At 72.5% G+C, this 16890-nt stretch carries 10 protein-coding genes; 5 read left to right on the forward strand and 5 right to left on the reverse strand.

Annotated elements, in window-relative coordinates:
- Nucleotides 1-120 precede the first annotated feature (120 nt).
- From RLT58_RS26310 to RLT58_RS26320, 3 genes are all read left to right on the forward strand, one after another.
- Nucleotides 121-1389, forward strand: a complete 1269-nt coding sequence (locus RLT58_RS26310) for a sensor histidine kinase (RefSeq protein ID WP_311312839.1) — start codon at nt 121-123, stop codon at nt 1387-1389.
- Complete coding sequence (locus tag RLT58_RS26315; RefSeq protein ID WP_311312840.1) at nt 1386-2081, forward strand: response regulator; 696 nt, start codon at nt 1386-1388, stop codon at nt 2079-2081. The genes RLT58_RS26310 and RLT58_RS26315 overlap by 4 nt, the downstream gene beginning before the upstream one ends.
- Nucleotides 2082-2244: 163 nt before the next feature.
- Nucleotides 2245-5418, forward strand: coding sequence for an efflux RND transporter permease subunit (locus RLT58_RS26320; RefSeq protein ID WP_311312841.1), 3174 nt, complete (start codon nt 2245-2247; stop codon nt 5416-5418).
- Nucleotides 5419-5493: 75 nt separating this feature from the next.
- Here the strand turns inward: RLT58_RS26320 and RLT58_RS26325 are convergent, their stop codons facing one another.
- From RLT58_RS26325 to nadA, 3 genes are all read right to left on the reverse strand, one after another.
- Nucleotides 5494-10536 carry a tetratricopeptide repeat protein gene (locus RLT58_RS26325; RefSeq protein WP_311312842.1) on the reverse strand — a complete coding sequence of 1681 codons (5043 nt, stop codon included), beginning with the start codon at nt 10534-10536 and terminating at the stop codon, nt 5494-5496.
- 2 nt (nt 10537-10538) lie between these two features.
- Entirely contained in the window at nt 10539-11942 is a 1404-nt protein-coding gene (locus RLT58_RS26330) for an esterase/lipase family protein (protein WP_311312843.1), read from the reverse strand.
- A gap of 118 nt (nt 11943-12060) precedes the next feature.
- The gene (gene nadA / locus RLT58_RS26335; RefSeq protein WP_311312844.1) at nt 12061-13257 is read right to left on the reverse strand and encodes a quinolinate synthase NadA; all 1197 of its coding nucleotides are present in this window, start codon (nt 13255-13257) and stop codon (nt 12061-12063) included.
- 236 nt (nt 13258-13493) lie between these two features.
- On the opposite strand from nadA, the gene RLT58_RS26340 reads away from it, so the two are divergent.
- A complete protein-coding gene (locus RLT58_RS26340; protein ID WP_024488899.1) occupies nt 13494-13850 on the forward strand; it encodes a HesB/IscA family protein in 357 nt (118 codons plus the stop codon).
- Nucleotides 13851-13959: 109 nt separating this feature from the next.
- Here RLT58_RS26340 and RLT58_RS26345 read toward each other — a convergent pair whose 3' ends face one another.
- Both RLT58_RS26345 and RLT58_RS26350 read right to left on the reverse strand, forming a co-directional pair.
- Nucleotides 13960-15423, reverse strand: coding sequence for a hypothetical protein (locus RLT58_RS26345; RefSeq protein WP_311312845.1), 1464 nt, complete (start codon nt 15421-15423; stop codon nt 13960-13962).
- Between the two features lie 137 nt (nt 15424-15560).
- Nucleotides 15561-15758 (reverse strand): hypothetical protein, encoded by a 198-nt coding sequence (locus tag RLT58_RS26350; RefSeq protein WP_311312846.1) that lies wholly within the window; start codon nt 15756-15758, stop codon nt 15561-15563.
- Nucleotides 15759-15914: 156 nt separating this feature from the next.
- On the opposite strand from RLT58_RS26350, the gene RLT58_RS26355 reads away from it, so the two are divergent.
- On the forward strand, nt 15915-16889 hold the full coding sequence (locus RLT58_RS26355; protein ID WP_311312847.1) for a carbohydrate kinase family protein: 975 nt from the start codon (nt 15915-15917) through the stop codon (nt 16887-16889).
- Nucleotide 16890 lies beyond the last annotated feature (1 nt).

Here is a 16890-nt window from a genome sequence, read left to right on the forward strand (position 1 = left end):
CCAGCACCCGCGGCACTGTGCCCCGCATCCGGTCCGCCGGACGCGGGGCACAGTGCTGTCGCGCACCGCTCCTGGCCGGCCGGACCGGTGCGCGAGCGACACGCCGTAACGTTGCTTGACGTGACCACCCTCGGAACCGGGGTCCTGCGCGTCCGGCACTGGCTGCGCGACCATCCCCTCGCGCTGGACGGCGCCCTCGCCCTCGCCGTGCTCGTGGCCATGATCATCGGGTCGTTCGCCGATCCGAACAGGCACAACGGGCCCGTCTTCGGCACCCGTACGCCCGCGGTGAGCAGCCTGCTCCTGATGACCCTGGGCGCCCTCGCCCTCGTCCGGCGGCGCCGCAACCCGCTTGCGGTGCTCGCCGCCACCGGTGCGCTGACCGTCGTCGAACTGGTGATGGTGGATCCGCCCGCGCCCGTCGTGATGAGCGCGGTCATTGCGCTGTACACCGTCGCCGCCCGCACCGACCGCCCGACCACCTGGCGGGTCGGGCTGCTCACGATGTCCGCGCTCACCGCGGCCGCGATGCTCTTCGGCTCGCCGCCCTGGTACAGCCAGGAGAACCTGGGCGTCTTCGCCTGGACGGGCATGGCGGCCGCCGCAGGGGACGCGGTCCGCTCCCGGCGCGCGTTCGTCGACGCGATCCGGGAGCGCGCGGAACGGGCCGAGCGGACCCGCGAGGAGGAGGCCCGCCGCCGCGTCGCGGAGGAGCGGCTGCGGATCGCCCGGGACCTGCACGATGTCGTCGCCCATCACATCGCCCTGGTCAACGTGCAGGCCGGGGTCGCGGCCCATGTCATGGACAAACGCCCCGACCAGGCCAAACAGGCACTCGCCCATGTCCGGGAGGCGAGCCGCTCCGCGCTCAACGAACTGCGGGCCACCGTCGGGCTGCTGCGCCAGTCCGGCGACCCGGAGGCCCCGACCGAACCCGCCCCGGGGCTCGCGGTCCTCGGCCAGCTCGTGGAGACCGTGCGGCAGGCCGGGCTGCCCGTCGAGGTGGCCTGTGCGACCGGTGACGACCCGCCGCTGCCCTCGGCGGTGGACCTGGCCGCGTACCGGGTGATCCAGGAGGCGCTGACCAACGTGCGCAAGCACGCGGGCCCGGGGGCCAGGGCCGAGGTGAGTGTCGTACGGGTCGGGGCCACGGCCGAGGTCATGGTGCTGGACAACGGCCGCGGCACCTCCGGCGGCGGCCGGCAGCCGGCCGGTGGCGGCCACGGGCTGCTCGGGATGCGCGAACGCGTCACCGCCCTGGGCGGCACCCTGACCGCGGGCCCCCGTTACGGAGGCGGCTTCCGCGTGCATGCGATCCTGCCCCTCAAGGCCCGTGCGCAGAAGCCGGATCAGCCGGGAGCGGCGGGCCGGACGGGGGAGCACGCATGACACCGGCCATCAAGGTCCTGCTCGTCGACGACCAGGCGCTGCTGCGCAGCGCGTTCCGGGTGCTGGTCGACTCGGAGCCCGACATGCGGGTGGTGGGCGAGGCCGCGGACGGGGCGCAGGCCGTCGAACTGGCCCGCTCGACCCGGCCGGACGTGGTGCTGATGGACATCCGGATGCCCGGCACGGACGGGCTCACCGCGACCCGGATGATCAGCGCCGACCCGGATCTCGCGGAGGTGCACGTGGTCATGCTCACCACGTTCGAGGTGGACGAGTACGTGGTGCAGTCGCTGCGCGCCGGCGCCTCGGGCTTCCTCGGCAAGGGCGCGGAACCCGACGAACTCCTCAACGCCATCCGGATCGCCGCGGGCGGCGAGGCGCTGCTGTCGCCCGCCGCGACCAAGGGCTTGATCGCCACGTTCCTCGCGCAGGGCGGCAGTTCGGCCGACGGGGGACCGGGCCCAGCGGCGTACTCCGAGCGGCTGGCGGCCCTGACCACCCGGGAGCGCGAGGTGCTGGTGCTGGTCGGGGGCGGGCTGTCCAACGACGAGATCGCGGAGCGGCTGGTGGTCAGCCCGCTCACCGTCAAGACCCATGTGAACCGGGCGATGGCGAAGCTGGGCGCCCGGGACCGGGCCCAACTGGTGGTAATTGCATACGAATCGGGCCTGGTACGCCCCAGGGTGGAGTGAGGGTGCAGCCCGGGTGTACTCCACCTGCGGTATGCGCGGCATAAGAAAGCGACCTGGGGCCGACGCCCGCGCCCCCGGGGGTGGGAGATCGTGTAGGTGGGCCGGGTCTGTCCCCGAGTCACCCGCCCATCTGCCGCGTAAGCCACAGAAGAGAGACCCACCCATGTCCTGGCTGTCCAGATTCAGCCTCGCGCAAAGGGCCCTGATCGGGCTGATCTCGATCGTCGCGCTCGTCTTCGGAGCGATCGCGATCCCGCAGCTCAAGCAGCAACTGCTGCCCACCATCGAACTCCCGATGGTGTCGGTGCTCGCTCCCTACCAGGGTGCGTCCCCCGATGTGGTCGAGAAGCAGGTCGTCGAACCGCTCGAGAATTCCATCAAGGCCGTCGACGGCGTCACCGGCATCACGTCGACCGCCAGCGAGGGCAACGCCGTCATCATGGCGTCCTTCGACTTCGGGGACGAGGGCACCAAGCAGCTCGTCGCCGACATCCAGCAGGCGGTGAACCGCGCCCGCATCCAGCTGCCCGACGACGTCGACCCGCAGGTCATCGCCGGCTCGACGGACGACATCCCGACCGTCGTCCTCGCCGTCACCTCCGACAAGGACCAGCAGGCACTCGCCGACCAGCTGGACCGCACCGTCGTCCCCGCGCTGGAGGACATCGACGGTGTCGGACAGGTCTCCGTCGACGGTGTGCGGGACCTCCAGGTCTCCGTCACCCCCGACGACAAGAAGCTCGCCGCCGCCGGACTGAACGCGGCCTCGCTCTCCCAGGCGCTCCAGGCGGGCGGCGCGACCGTCCCGGCCGGCTCCTTCTCCGAGTCCGGCAAGAGCCGCACCGTCCAGGTCGGCGGAGCCTTCGGCTCGCTGAAGCAGATCGAGGACCTGAGGGTCTCCGGCCAGAACCCGACCGGCAAGCCCGGCAAGCCGGTCCGCGTCGGTGACATCGCGACGGTGGAGCAGGAGCCCGCCACCGCGGTCTCCCTCACCCGGACGAACGGCAAGCCGAGCCTCGCCGTCATGGCGACGATGGACAAGGACGGCAGCGCCGTCGCCATCTCGGACGCCGTCAAGGACAAGCTCCCGAAGCTGCGCCAGGACCTCGGCTCCGGCGCCGAGCTGACCGTCGTCTCCGACCAGGGCCCCGCCGTCTCCAAGGCGATCTCGGGCCTGACCACCGAGGGCGCGCTCGGCCTGCTCTTCGCGGTCATCGTGATCCTGGTCTTCCTGGCCTCGCTCCGCTCGACCCTGGTCACCGCGGTCTCCATCCCGCTCTCCGTGGTCCTCGCGCTGATCGTGCTCTGGACCCGCGACCTGTCGCTCAACATGCTCACGCTGGGCGCACTCACCATCGCGATCGGCCGGGTCGTCGACGACTCGATCGTCGTTCTGGAGAACATCAAGCGGCACCTCGGCTACGGCGAGGAGCGGCAGTCCGCGATCATCACCGCGGTGAAGGAGGTGGCGGGCGCGGTCACGGCCTCGACCCTGACCACCGTCGCCGTCTTCCTGCCCATCGGCCTCGTCGGCGGCATGGTCGGCGAGCTCTTCGGCTCGTTCTCGCTGACCGTCACCGCGGCCCTGCTGGCGTCGCTGCTGGTCTCGCTGACCGTCGTGCCCGTCCTGTCGTACTGGTTCCTGCGCGCCCCCAAGGGCAGCGCCGAGGACCCGGACAAGGCGCGCCGCGAGGCCGAGGAGAAGGAGGCCCGCAGCAGGCTCCAGCGGATCTACGTGCCGGTGCTGCGCTTCGCCACCCGGCGCCGCATCACCAGTGTCGTCATCGCCGTGGCCGTGCTGCTCGGCACCTTCGGCATGGCCCCGCTGCTGAAGACCAACTTCTTCGACCAGGGCGAGCAGGAGGTCCTGTCCATCAAGCAGGTGCTCACCCCGGGCACCAGCCTGGCGGCCGCCGACGAGGCGGCCAAGAAGGTCGAGAAGGTCCTCGCCGGCGACGAGGGCGTCAAGGACTACCAGGTCACCGTCGGCTCGTCCGGCTTCATGGCGGCCTTCGGCGGCGGCACGGGCGCCAACCAGGCCTCGTACCAGATCACCCTGAAGGACTCCGCCGACTACGACGCCACCCAGGACCGCATCGACGAGGCCCTCGGCAAGCTCGACGGCATCGGTGACACCACCATCGCCGCGGGCGACGGCTTCGGCAGCCAGGACCTCAGCGTCGTGGTCAAGTCGGCCGACGCGGACACCCTGAAGAAGGCGTCCGAGCAGGTCCGCGCCGAGGTCGCCGGGCTGAAGGACGTCACCGACGTCCAGAGCGACCTGGCGCAGAGCGTCCCGCGCATCTCGGTCACGGCCAACGCCAAGGCCGCCGACGCCGGTTACGACCAGGCCACGCTGGGCGCGGCCGTCGCCGGTGCGGTGCGCGGCACCCCGTCGGGCAAGGCGATCATGGACGACACCGAGCGCGACGTCGTCATCAAGTCCGCCCACCCGGCCACCACGATGGCCGAGCTGAAGAACCTCCCGCTCGGCCCGGTCAAGCTCGGCACGATCGCCGACGTGAAGCTGGTCCCCGGACCGGTCTCCATGACCCGGATCGACGGCCAGCGCGCCGCGACCATCACCGCCCGGCCCACCGGTGACAACACCGGCGCGGTCAGCGCCTCGCTCCAGACGAAGATCAACGCCCTGGACCTCCCGGACGGCGCCACCGCCACCATCGGCGGCGTCTCCCAGGACCAGGACGACGCGTTCATGAAGCTGGGCCTGGCCATGCTGGCGGCCATCGCGATCGTCTTCATGCTGCTGGTCGCCACCTTCCGGTCGCTGGTCCAGCCGCTGATCCTGCTGGTCTCCATCCCGTTCGCGGCGACCGGCGCGATCGGCCTGCTCCTGATCACCGGCACCCCGATGGGCGTCCCGGCGATGATCGGCATGCTGATGCTGATCGGCATCGTGGTGACCAACGCGATCGTGCTGATCGACCTGATCAACCAGTACCGCGGGCAGGGCATGGGCGTCGTCGAGGCGGTCGTCGAGGGCGGCCGCCACCGGCTGCGCCCGATCCTGATGACGGCCCTGGCGACGATCTTCGCCCTCCTCCCGATGGCGCTCGGCGTCACCGGCGAGGGCGGCTTCATCTCGCAGCCGCTGGCCGTGGTGGTCATCGGCGGCCTCGTCACCTCGACGCTGCTGACGCTGCTCCTGGTGCCGACGCTGTACGCGATGGTGGAGCTCCGCAAGGAGCGCCGCGCGAAGAAGAAGGCGGACAAGCGCGCCAAGAAGGCCGGTCTGCCGGCGCCGTCCGAGCAGCAGGAGTCCACCTCCACCGGCTCCTGCGACTCGTCCGACGAGCCGGAGCCGGCGAAGGCCTGACCCGGACCGGTACGACGAGGGGCCTGTCCCGCACCGAGCGTGCGGGACAGGCCCCTTCGAGTCCGGCCGTGGACGTCAGGCGGTCCCGCTGAGCGCCTGGACCATCCGGAGCCACAGCTCGCCGTGCGGGCGGGCGTGCTGGACGCTGAGGGCGGCGATCTCCCTCAGCAGCCGGGTCCGGGTCTCGTCGGAGGCGCGGGGCAGGAGCGTCGCCAGCTCGTCCGGCACGACGCCCTCGACGGCTCCGGCGAGCACCATGCCCGCCTGGGCGTGGGTGAAGGAGGACAGCTTGTCGTCGAAGACCTGCCCCTCGACGGCCGCCGCGTGCAACAGCGCGTTGCCGTCCCCGGCGGCCAGCGCCCTTTCCACATAGGCCTGGAGAGCGGCGCGGTCCTCGACGATACGGTAGGCGGCGTCCAGCCCTTCCGAGCGGGCGACCTCGATGACGGCGAGATGCGCGAGGGGGGTGTCCTCGGGCGGCCGGGCCCGGAGGATGCGCGGGTGGGCCTGGAGGAAGGCCCGGGACTCCGCCCAGGAGGTGCAGTTCACCCATTCCGCCGTCTGCTCCGCGAGGATCAGCGGGTCGTAGGCGGCGGTCACGCCGTGGGCGAGGATCGCCTCACGGAGCGCGGTGTGCCGCCGCGCGGTGCGGGGGTCCAGCAGCGCCAGCTCTTCGAGGGCCGTCGCCGCCCGCTCCTCGCCGAGCGTGTCGGCGTTCTGGGACCAGAAGTCGCGTGACGCGGGCCAGTTGGGCGCGAACATCCAGGAGCTGACCAGGTCCACGGTCACGGCCGACAGGGTGAGCCAGCCGGGCGCGGGGCCCGAGGTCTCCGCCTCCCACGCGGCGCGCACGGCCTGCGGGTCGCCATGACCGCGAAGCGCCCGCCGTGCCCGTACGGCCACCAGGTCCGGGCCGTCGTCCGGCCCGGTGCCGGTGCCCCGCGCCAGGAACGACACGAGCGCGCGTACGCCCTCCGAGGGGCGGGGAGCGGGGCAGCCCAGCAGGAAGATGTCCCGCTCGGCCCCGAGACGCCGTGCGGTCGCGGGGTGGGCCTCGGCGAACTCGGCCGCGCACTCCTCGTACGCCTCGATCGCCGAGGCGTGGTCGCCGACGCGGGCGAGGTTCCCGGACAGGTTGGTGAGAGCTGCGACCAGGTCCGTCGCGAAGGCGCCCGGGTTCTCCAGGGCCAGGGTCCGGTACGCGGCGACCGCCTCCCGCGCCGCGCCCACGGCTCCTTCGCCGTCCTCGTTCATCACCAGAAGCCTGCTGAGACCGTGGAGGGCGAGGGCCAGATTGGGCAGGTGGGCGCTGCTGAGTTCGCCGACCAGCTCGCGCAGGATCCGGACGCCCTCCCCGGCCGGCGCCAGGGAGTCCTTCCGGCTGCCGGTGTCGGCGAGATTGCGGGCCAGGGTGCCGAGTGAGCCGGCGAGCGCGGAGCGGAGAGCGGGCTCGGGAATCACGAGTTCACGGAAGAGGGCGACGGCCTCCTCCGACGCCCGCAGGCCCGCCGCCGGGTCCCCGGCATGGTTCAGGTGAGCGGCGAGGTTGATGAGCGCCGTGGCCAGGTCCGGCCGGAAGACGGCGGGCTGCTCCGCGGCGAGATCGCGGCGGATGGCGACCGATTCACGGCCCGCGGCCAGCGCCCCCGAGACGTCGCCCAGGGAGGCGCGGTGGTTGCCGAGGTTGTTGAGGGCCGTCGCCAGCTCCGGGAGGAAGGCGTCCGGATCCTCCGTGGCCAGGCGCCCGTAGAGTGCGGTCGCCTCCTCGGCGTCGGACAGGGCCTCCCCGGGCTCACCCGAGGCGACCAGGTGCATCGCGAGGTTGTTGAGCATCGCGGCCAGCCCCGGGAGGGATGCCCTCGGGAGGTCCCGGGCCAGTTCGCGCTGGATGCGGACGGCCTCGCGCGCGAGCAGGACGGCCGACGCCCGGTCGCCCGCGTCGGCCGTCTTGTTGGCCAGCGAGGTCAGGGACCGGGCGAGATCGGGCTGGAAGGCGTCGGGGTGCTGCGAGGCGAGCCCGGCGAACAGGCGCGCGGCGTCCCGGGCCGTGGTGAGCGCGCCCTCCCGGTCCCCGGTGGCGGACATCCGGTCCGCCAGGTTGTGCAGTGCGCCCGCCAACTGCGGCTGGAAGGCGGCCGGATGACGTGCGACGAGTTCCTGGCAGAGCTCCACGGCCTCCCGCGCGGGCGCCAGGCACCCCGCGAGATCACCGACATCCTCCCGGTGCACGGACAGATTGGTCAGGGAGCCGGCCAGGGAGGACCGCAGGACGGCGGGGTGGCGTTCGGCCACCTTCCGGTTGACCCTGACCGCCTCCTCCGCGTGCGGAAGCGCACTCGCATCGCTTCCGACGGCCTTGAGGCTGCCGGCCAGATTGGTCAGGGAGGAGGCCAGCGGGGCCAGGAACTCATCGGGGTGCGAAGCGGCCAGCTCGGTGTGGATCTCCACGGCCTCCCGCGCGGGCGGTACGGCGGCCCGGCGCTGCCCGACGGCCGCCAGACTCACCGCCAGATTGTTCAGCGAGGCGGCGAGCCGCGGGCGGAAGACCGCCGGGAACTCTTCCGCGAGCCCGCGGTAGATGTCGGCGGCGTCCCGCGTCAGGGTGAGCGCTCCCTCGCGGTCACCGATGTCGTGCAGGCGCCGGCCGAGTGTGCCGAGGGCGAGGGCCAGGTCGGGAAGGGACGCGCTGCCGCCCGCGTCGGCGATGCCGCGCTGGAGCGCCACCGCCTCACGCGCCGGGACGAGCGCCCCTTCGAGGTCGCCGATCTCGGCGCACCGGTTGGCGACGTTGATCAGCGTGCGGACCAGCGACGTCGTGCAGGACCCGGGAACGGTCTGCTCCAGCGCCCGGTACAGCACCAGGGCCTCCCGCGCGTGCGTCACCGCCGCGTCGAGGTCCCCGTCCGTGCCGAGCCGCTCGGAGAAGTGGCGCAGGGCCTGGGCCAGAACCGGCATCGCGCCCGTGACCCGCTCCGCCAGCCCCCGCAGCAGCTCGATGCCCGGCTCACCCGCCTGCGCCGCGTGCCGCGCCAGCCTCCGCACCACGTACGGGTCGACCGCTGCCCAGCCGCCGTCCGCCACACGCCGCTCGACGTGCGCGACCAGGGCGGCCGACGCCACCTCTCCGGCCGCGGCGCCTCCGGGCCCGTCCCGCCCCGCGAGATGGGACACGAACTCCCGGTGGTACAGGCGGTACACCGCCTGTCCGCCCTCCGAGTCCTCGACGATGTAGCGGCCGTAGGCGGACAGCACCCAGTCCACGTCGCTCTCCTCGTACGGCACCGCGCGGCCGCCCAGCGCGCCGGCGACCTCCTCCCAGACGCCTCCGGCGGGCATGCCGCGCCCGACCGCCCAGGCCAGTGCGGTCAGCAGGTCCCGGGCGGCGGAAGGCAGTTCGGTGCCGTCGGCCAGGACCCGGACCGGACCCGCCCGCAGGTCGTCCTCGAACGCGGCCTCGATGGACCCCGGCAGACCGTCCTGCCACCGCTCCTCCTCGGCGACCCGCCCCTCCGCCAGCAGCGAGCCCGTCACCAGCCGGGCGAACAGGAATCCGCCGCCCCCCGCCGCGGCCCGTGAGGCGACCGCCTCGCCCGCCTCCCGCGCCCGGCCCTCCGGCACACCGGCCGCCGCACACCGGCGGAACACGTACGCGGCGATGTCCTCCTGGGTGTGCGGCTCCCGCTCGAGGTCCGCAGTGGTGACGCCCGCGCCGATCAGCCGGGCCAGCGCGTCCGGCAGCGTCTCGTCCGCGCGCCCGTCGTCCGCCAGACGGCTGCGGAACGCGCGTTCGCGGGAGCCGAGCAGCACCGGGACCGTCCGGCTCAGCGGGAAGACCAGCTCCTCGATCATGCCCTGCAGGTGCTCGGCCGGTACCTCGTCCAGGCCGTCGATGACCAGGACCGGCTGAGGCGACAGCTCCCGCACCTCGGCCCGGAAATCGTCCGTGTTGCGGGGCCTGTGCAGGCCCAGGGCGCGGGCCAGCCGTGCTGCCGCCTGCACCGGGGTCAGGTCCCGTACGTGCACCGCCGCGAGCGTGCGCTCCGCCCGGACGCCCGGGTCCGGGTCGCCGTCGCGCAGCGCCCCGTTCTCCACGGCCCGCGCGCGCTGCTCCGGGTCCGCGAGCGTGGCGATACGGCCCAGCACGGCCGACTTCCCGCAGCCGGCGGGCCCGGTCACCAGGAACAGGCCGGGCGTGCCCTCGTCCATCCAGTCCACGATCCGGCCCAGCACCCCCGTACGGCCGGTGAAGAACCAGCCCTCCTCCAGGTGGCCGACCCCACGGGCCGCCTGCACCAGGTGCTCCACCAGCCGGGCCGGGGCCCCGGGGGTGTGGAGCGGATTGGGGAAGGCGGGCCGCCACTCGCCGATGGTGGCGGGGACCGGTGTCTGGCCCTCGCCCTGCCACCGCGTGGCGATGGCGCCCAGCAGGTCGGGGCCGCTGACGAGCGCATTGTGGTCGCTCCATGCGGAGCGGTACTCGTTGCCGGCCGGACCCGCCTTCAGTACCTCCGCCAGGGCGGCCAGCAGCGGGCCGCTGCCGTCCGAGGTCTCGTGGCTCTGACAACTCGCGAGGAAGCCGAGCCATTTGGCGTGTCCGGGTGCTGCGGACTCCTCCTCCCAGCGCCCGAGAGCCGTCTCCAGCGCCGGGACCGCGCCGCCGCCCGCGTAACAGGCGTCGATGATCACCAGTACGTGTTCGGCACCGGAGCCGACGGCTTCGCTGACGAGATCGTCGGCGGTCACGCCGTGCCGCGTCACCCTCGCCTTCCACTGCCCCGGGTCGTCGGCCGGCTTCAGGTCCGGGAGCACGAGCCGCGTCCGGCCGTCGACGCGCACCCCGTGCCCCGACCAGATGACCAGAGCCGGTCTGGAGTCACCCGTGGCAACCCAGCCCTCGGACCACTCCTCGCACTCCGCGCGAAACGCGTCCGCCGAAGGGTCCCCGTCCCCCACCTTCCGCGCCTCGTACCCCAACCCCTCCAGCAGCCCCACGATCTCGTCCATCTGGGCCCCGGCCCCCACGAGCCGTGGAAACCTCCCCCCGTCCGCGTACTCCTCGCACACCACGCACAGCGCCGTGCCCGCCGGCTTCGGCCGGCCCTCTTCCTCGTGCGTCATCGTCAGCCCCGCTCCAGGACCAGCACCAGGGCCGTCATCACCACATGGGACGAAACCCGGGTGCCGATCCGCACCCGGTGCCCGCCCGCCGGAAGTCCGCTGATCCGGGCGGTGTACAGCCCGCCGCCCCGGTTGGTCATCCTGCGCATCGGACCGTCCTGCGCACCCGCGAAGACGGCGACCCGGTCGTGGCCCGGTCTGTCCGCGGGTACCGTCGCCCGGATCTCGTACGCCTCTCCCTCCACGAGGATTTCCGGCGCCGCCACGGAGAGCGCCACCGTGCCGTCGTCCGCGCCCCGGTGCACGGGTGGCTCGGGGGTGAGCCAGTTGTAGAGGGCCTGGCGGACCGCCCTGTTGTTCTGCAGGGAGCCGTGCTTCTCCCACGGGGTGTACGCGTGCCGGCCCGCACCCACATGGCCGCTGGAGAGATGAGGCACCCGCCCGTCGCCCCCCTCGTCCACCCCGTCGATGGTGAGCACCGGGCGCAAGCCGTCGCCCTCGGTCTCGGCGGTCGTGGGCGTCGGCTGGAGCACCCCGCCGACCGGCACGTACTCCACCCCGTATCGCCTGCTCGCGTCCGATTCCCGCAGATCCGCGTGGAAACGGCCCGCGTGCCGCAGCAGTTCCTCGTCCACCCCGGGCAGGCCCGTGACCTCGCGCGCGTATCGCAGCGGCGATCCGGCGGCCGTCGTCAGGCAGGCGTAGTCCGGGGTGAGCTGGTGAAGGGAGGGGAGGCTGCGGGCGAACGCAGTGAGGTCGAGGCCCGCCGGGCCGATCCCGTACCGCATGCCGTTGACCAGATACAGCAGCGCGTCCAGGGAGCCCCGGTACGGCGTCCCGAGCGTGATCACGCGGCGCGTGACCTCGGCGCCGCCGCACTGCTCGACGTAGCTCCGGGTGACGAGGCCGCCCATGGAGTGGCAGAGGAAAATGACCTTGGCGTCCCGCCGGCCGGGCCGGGACGCACGCCAGCGGCCCAGTTCCTCGTCCACGCGCTCGGCCAGCCGTTGTGCGTTGCAGCGGCAGGAGAGCCGCCAGTCGTAGGCGAAGCCGACGAGGTTGGCCGGGACATCCGCCGCATCGCCCGGCAGACGGCGCCGGAGGGTGAAGGTCCGTTCCAGCCAGCCCAGCAGGCCGCTGTACCCGTCCACCGGCATCCACACCCCCGGCAGGGCATGCAGATCGGGCATGAGCCCGACCGGCCGTACGCCGTCGCCGGGAGGCCCGTCGCCGAGCCCGGGAGCGAGCGTCAGCCCCTTGACCGCGTTGCCGAAGGTGCGGATGCCCCGCAGCAGGGCCTTCCCGGAGAGCCCCCAGACCTCGTGCCCGTCCGCGTCCGCCAGCGTGCTGCCGAGGATTCCCGGTACGACGACCACCAGGTCGTCCACCCTGCTGAGGTGCCCCATACAACTGTCCCCCGTATCCGCGCCGCCGGTGAGAACAGCAGCGTAGATACGGGGGAGGGGCTTCCGGGCCGGTCCGGACGAAATCGGCCACGTCCGGACCTTCTGCGCGGGGAACCGGCTACGGCAGCGCGAGCATCCGCTCCAGGGCCAGCTTGGCGTACTTCTCCGTCTCCGGGTCGACCTCGATCCGGTTGACGAGCTTGCCCTCGGCCAGGGACTCCAGTGTCCACACCAGGTGCGGCAGGTCGATCCGGTTCATCGTCGAGCAGAAGCAGACCGTCTTGTCGAGGAAGACGATCTCCTTGTCCTCGGCCGCGAAACGGTTCGCCAGGCGGCGCACCAGGTTCAGCTCGGTGCCGATGGCCCACTTGGAGCCGGCCGGGGCCGCTTCCAGGGCCTTGATGATGTACTCCGTCGAGCCGACGTAGTCCGCGGCGGCCACGACCTCGTGCTTGCACTCCGGGTGCACCAGCACATTGACACCGGGTATGCGCGCGCGGACGTCCTCGACCGACTCCACCGAGAAGCGGCCGTGCACCGAGCAGTGCCCGCGCCACAGGATCATCTTCGCGTTCCGCAGCTCCTCGGCGGTCAGGCCGCCGTTCGGCTTGTGCGGGTTGTAGAGGACGCAGTCCCCCAGCGACATGCCCATGTCCCGGACGGCGGTGTTGCGGCCCAGGTGCTGGTCGGGCAGGAACAAGACCTTCTCGCCCTGCTCGAACGCCCACTCCAGGGCGCGCTTCGCGTTGGACGAGGTGCAGATCGTGCCTCCGTGGCGGCCGGTGAAGGCCTTGATGTCGGCGGAGGAGTTCATGTACGAGACGGGCACGACCCGGTCCGCGACGCCGGCCTCGGTCAGCACGTCCCAGCACTCGGCGACCTGCTCGGCGGTGGCCATGTCGGCCATCGAGCAGCCCGCCGCCAGGTCCGGCAGCACGACCTTCTGGTCGTCCGTGGTCAGGATGTCCGCGGACTCGGCCATGAAGTGCACACCGCAGAAGACGATGTACTCCGCCTCCGGACGGGCCGCCGCGTCCCGGGCGAGCTTGAAGGAGTCACCGGTCACGTCCGCGAACTGGATGACCTCGTCGCGCTGGTAGTGGTGCCCGAGGACGAAGACCTTCTCGCCCAGCTTCTCCTTGGCCGCGCGGGCTCGCTCCACGAGGTCCGGGTCGGAGGGGGAGGGCAGGTCACCGGGGCATTCGACACCGCGCTCGCTCCTGGGGTCGGCGTCGCGGCCGAGCAGCAGCAGGGCGAGGGGCGTCGGCTGGACGTCGAGTTCCTGGACGGTCTGGGCCGTGGTCACGTCACGCACCCTTTCTTCTCTGCGGTGACTTCTGTGCGGGAAGCCTTTTCGTCTAATTGACGCTATCTATCATAGCCGCTTCACGTCACTTTGACGATGCCGATAGCGTCAATGTGACGCATCCGCCCACAGGGCCGGTGTGCGAGCATGAAGGGAACAGGCAAGCGCTCGGCCCGGAATGAATCCGCGGTCCCGACGGTTGCAACGTCGGCAAGCAGTCTCCGTACAACCCGGGAGAGAAGCAGATGTCCGTATCGGACGAGACCACCACCGTGAGCGACGGCATCCTCCTGTCCGACGCCGCCGCAGCCAAGGTCAAGGGCCTGCTGGAGCAGGAGGGCCGCGACGACCTGGCGCTCCGCGTCGCCGTCCAGCCCGGCGGCTGCTCGGGCCTGCGCTACCAGCTGTTCTTCGACGAGCGTTCGCTCGACGGTGACGTCGTGAAGGACTTCGGCGGTGTGAAGGTCGTCACCGACCGCATGAGCGCCCCGTACCTGGGCGGCGCCTCGGTCGACTTCGTCGACACCATCGAGAAGCAGGGCTTCACCATCGACAACCCGAACGCCACCGGCTCCTGCGCCTGCGGCGACTCCTTCAGCTAAGCGGGCCCAGGCGCGCGGTCGGCGCCGATGTCACGGCGGCGGCCCCGGGATCCTTCCGGGGCCGCCGCCGTCGTGCTGTGTCGTCGTGCTGTGTGGCACGGGCGCGGTGTCAGGCGCGCGGCACCGTGGCGCCCGAGGCCGTGTCGACCACCTTCCGGCCGTCCAGCGGCTGGTCCAGCGTGACCGTACGGGTCAGCTCCTTGGCCATCATGACGCAGACCTTGTCCGGGTCGGGCTTGGTCTCCTTCACGCTCACCCGTACCGTCCCGCCGTCCTCGCGGGCGCTCGCCGTGTACGTGCTGCACACGCCGCCCCAGAACGTCACCGAGAGCGTCCGGCCGTCGGAGCCGTAGGAGAGGACCGTGCGGGCCTTGGTGGCGCCGCCGCTGTCCGGTGTCTTCTCCGACGCGGGGTTCTTCGTCAGGTACTTCGGGTCCACGGCCACCTGGGTGACCGTGTCACCCGTACCGCCGGCCGGGCGGACCGTGAAGATCCAGGACGGTACGAGCAGCTGCTTCCCGTCCGCGTGCCGCGCCGCCAGGCCGAACGTCGCCTTGTCGACCGTCACCGTCGCCGGCTCCGCGCCGGTCCGTGCCCCGCAGCTCACACCGGACGGCTTCGTGCCGTCCTCCAGCGGAGCCGGGGTCGCGCAGCCGCCGGTGCTCCGGGCGCCGGACGGCGGCTGTGCCGCGTTCAGCCGCTTCAGGGCCTCGGCCGCGCCGATCACCGGATAGTCGGCGCCCTTCTCCAGGGCCTTCAACTGCCCGCCGCCGCCGATCACTTCACTGCCGGGGCCGACCTTGATCCCGGTCGCCCAGCCGTACGTCGGCAGTCCGTCCACCACCGGGTCGGCGTTCACCACCCGGGCCGAGCCCATCAGCTGGCGGGCGTCGAGCGCCGCGTCGTCCTGGCCGACGGCCTTCAGCACGGGCGCGGCGGCGGCCTTCGCGGCCTTCTCGCTCACCGGAGAACCGGAGCCGCCCGGGTCGACCTGCTTCCCCGGACAGGTGGCCCCCTTCTTGCAGTTGTCCGTGCCGCCCGAGCCGTACCGGGCGAAGGTCCAGGTCCCGGGGGCCTGCTTCTCGACCCGGAGGAACGGGCCCGAGCCGTCCCCGTCGGAGCCCACCTTCCAGAACGTGGTCCCGTCCTGCGGGGTCCCCGGCAGGCCCAGCGCCTTGGCCAGCCGGGCGACCTCGGCGGCGGACACGGTCCCGGCCGCACGCCGGACGGCGGCCTTGCCGGGGCCGTCCGGCAGCGTGCCGGAGGCGCGGTAGACCAGCCGGGTGCCGTGCGGATCGGGTTCACCGGGGGCGATGCCCTCCGGCGGGGCCGACGGCTGCGGGGACGACGGCGAGGCGGCGCCGCCCTCCTCGTCCAGGCGCAGGGGCGGCGGAGAGGCGTCCCCCTGGTCCGCGGCACTGCCCTGTCCTCCGTCACCGCCGTCCGCCGCGGTCGCGGCCCAGTACGCGCCGCCGCCGCCGGCCAGCAGCACGGCCGCTGCCACCGAGGCCACGACCAGCGGCGAACGCCGCCGGGGGCCGGTCACGTCGTTGTCGGGTCGCTCGGTGCTCACCGGATCGCTCCTTCGCCTGCGTTGCCGTCATATGCCTGTCCGGCATATCGCCCGAACCGTGGGTACGGACACGGGTGGGACGGGGCGAAGGAGCGCACGGTTCCCCTTGAGGCGGCGCGGGCGCCGCGCGGTGCCGCCTAGTCGCCGTACTCCGGCATCGCGTCGATCAGCCGGGCGGAGGCGGACGGCACGGTCACGCCGTGGATGAGGGAGGGGGCGACAGGGGTGGGCGCGCTCCTGGCGGGTACCACCCAGTGCGGAGCCATCCGTGCGCAGTCTCCGCGCAGCTCGGCCAGGCCGTTCTCGGACTCGCGCGGGGCGATGTGGTTCGACATAACCGCACCGTAGGCACCACAGAGCTCAGGAAGAAAGCCCTACTATCGGGTAGTTTTTCCCCTTCGGGTGCTCCGGGAACCGGTAGCGTGAACTGTCACGCCACCCCGGGAACGCGGACACCCGTTCCCCTCGACCTCCGCAGGAGCAGTCTCCCCGTGCGTATCGCAGTCACCGGCTCCATCGCCACCGACCACCTCATGACCTTCCCCGGCCGATTCGCCGACCAGCTGGTCGCCGATCAGCTGCACACGGTCTCGCTCTCCTTCCTGGTCGACAACCTGGACGTACGCAGGGGAGGGGTCGCGGCCAACATCTGCTTCGGCATGGGCCTGCTCGGCACCCGGCCGGTCCTGGTCGGGGCCGCGGGCTCCGACTTCGACGAGTACCGGGCGTGGCTCGACCGCCACGGCGTCGACACCGGCTCGGTGCGGATCTCCGAGGTCCTGCACACGGCCCGCTTCGTCTGCACGACGGACGCCGACCACAACCAGATCGGCTCCTTCTACACCGGCGCCATGAGCGAGGCGCGGCTCATCGAGCTGAAGGCCGTCGCCGACCGGGTGGGCGGCCTCGACCTCGTCTCCATCGGCGCCGACGACCCCGAGGGGATGCTCCGCCACACCGAGGAGTGCCGCTCGCGCGGGATCCCGTTCGCCGCGGACTTCTCCCAGCAGATCGCCCGGATGGACGGCGACGAGATCCGCATCCTCCTCGACGGCGCCACGTACCTCTTCTCCAACGAGTACGAGAAGGGGCTCATCGAGTCCAAGACCGGCTGGACCGACGCGGAGATCCTCGCCAAGGTCGGCCACCGGGTCACCACCCTCGGCGCCCAGGGCGTGCGCATCGAGCGCGCCGGCGAGGAGCCGATCCAGGTCGGCTGCCCCGAGGAGAACGTCAAGGCCGACCCGACCGGCGTCGGCGACGCCTTCCGGGCCGGGTTCCTCTCCGGCCTCGCCTGGGGCGTCGGCCTGGAGCGCGCCGCCCAGGTCGGCTGCATGCTGGCGACCCTCGTCATCGAGACGGTCGGCACCCAGGAGTACACCCTGCACCGCAACCACTTCATGGACCGCTTCACCAAGGCGTACGGCCACGAGGCCGCCGCCGAGGTGCGCACCCACCTCGTGTAGC

The sequence above is a fragment of the Streptomyces sp. ITFR-16 genome (assembly GCF_031844705.1).
Taxonomy (GTDB): Bacteria; Actinomycetota; Actinomycetes; order Streptomycetales; family Streptomycetaceae; genus Streptomyces.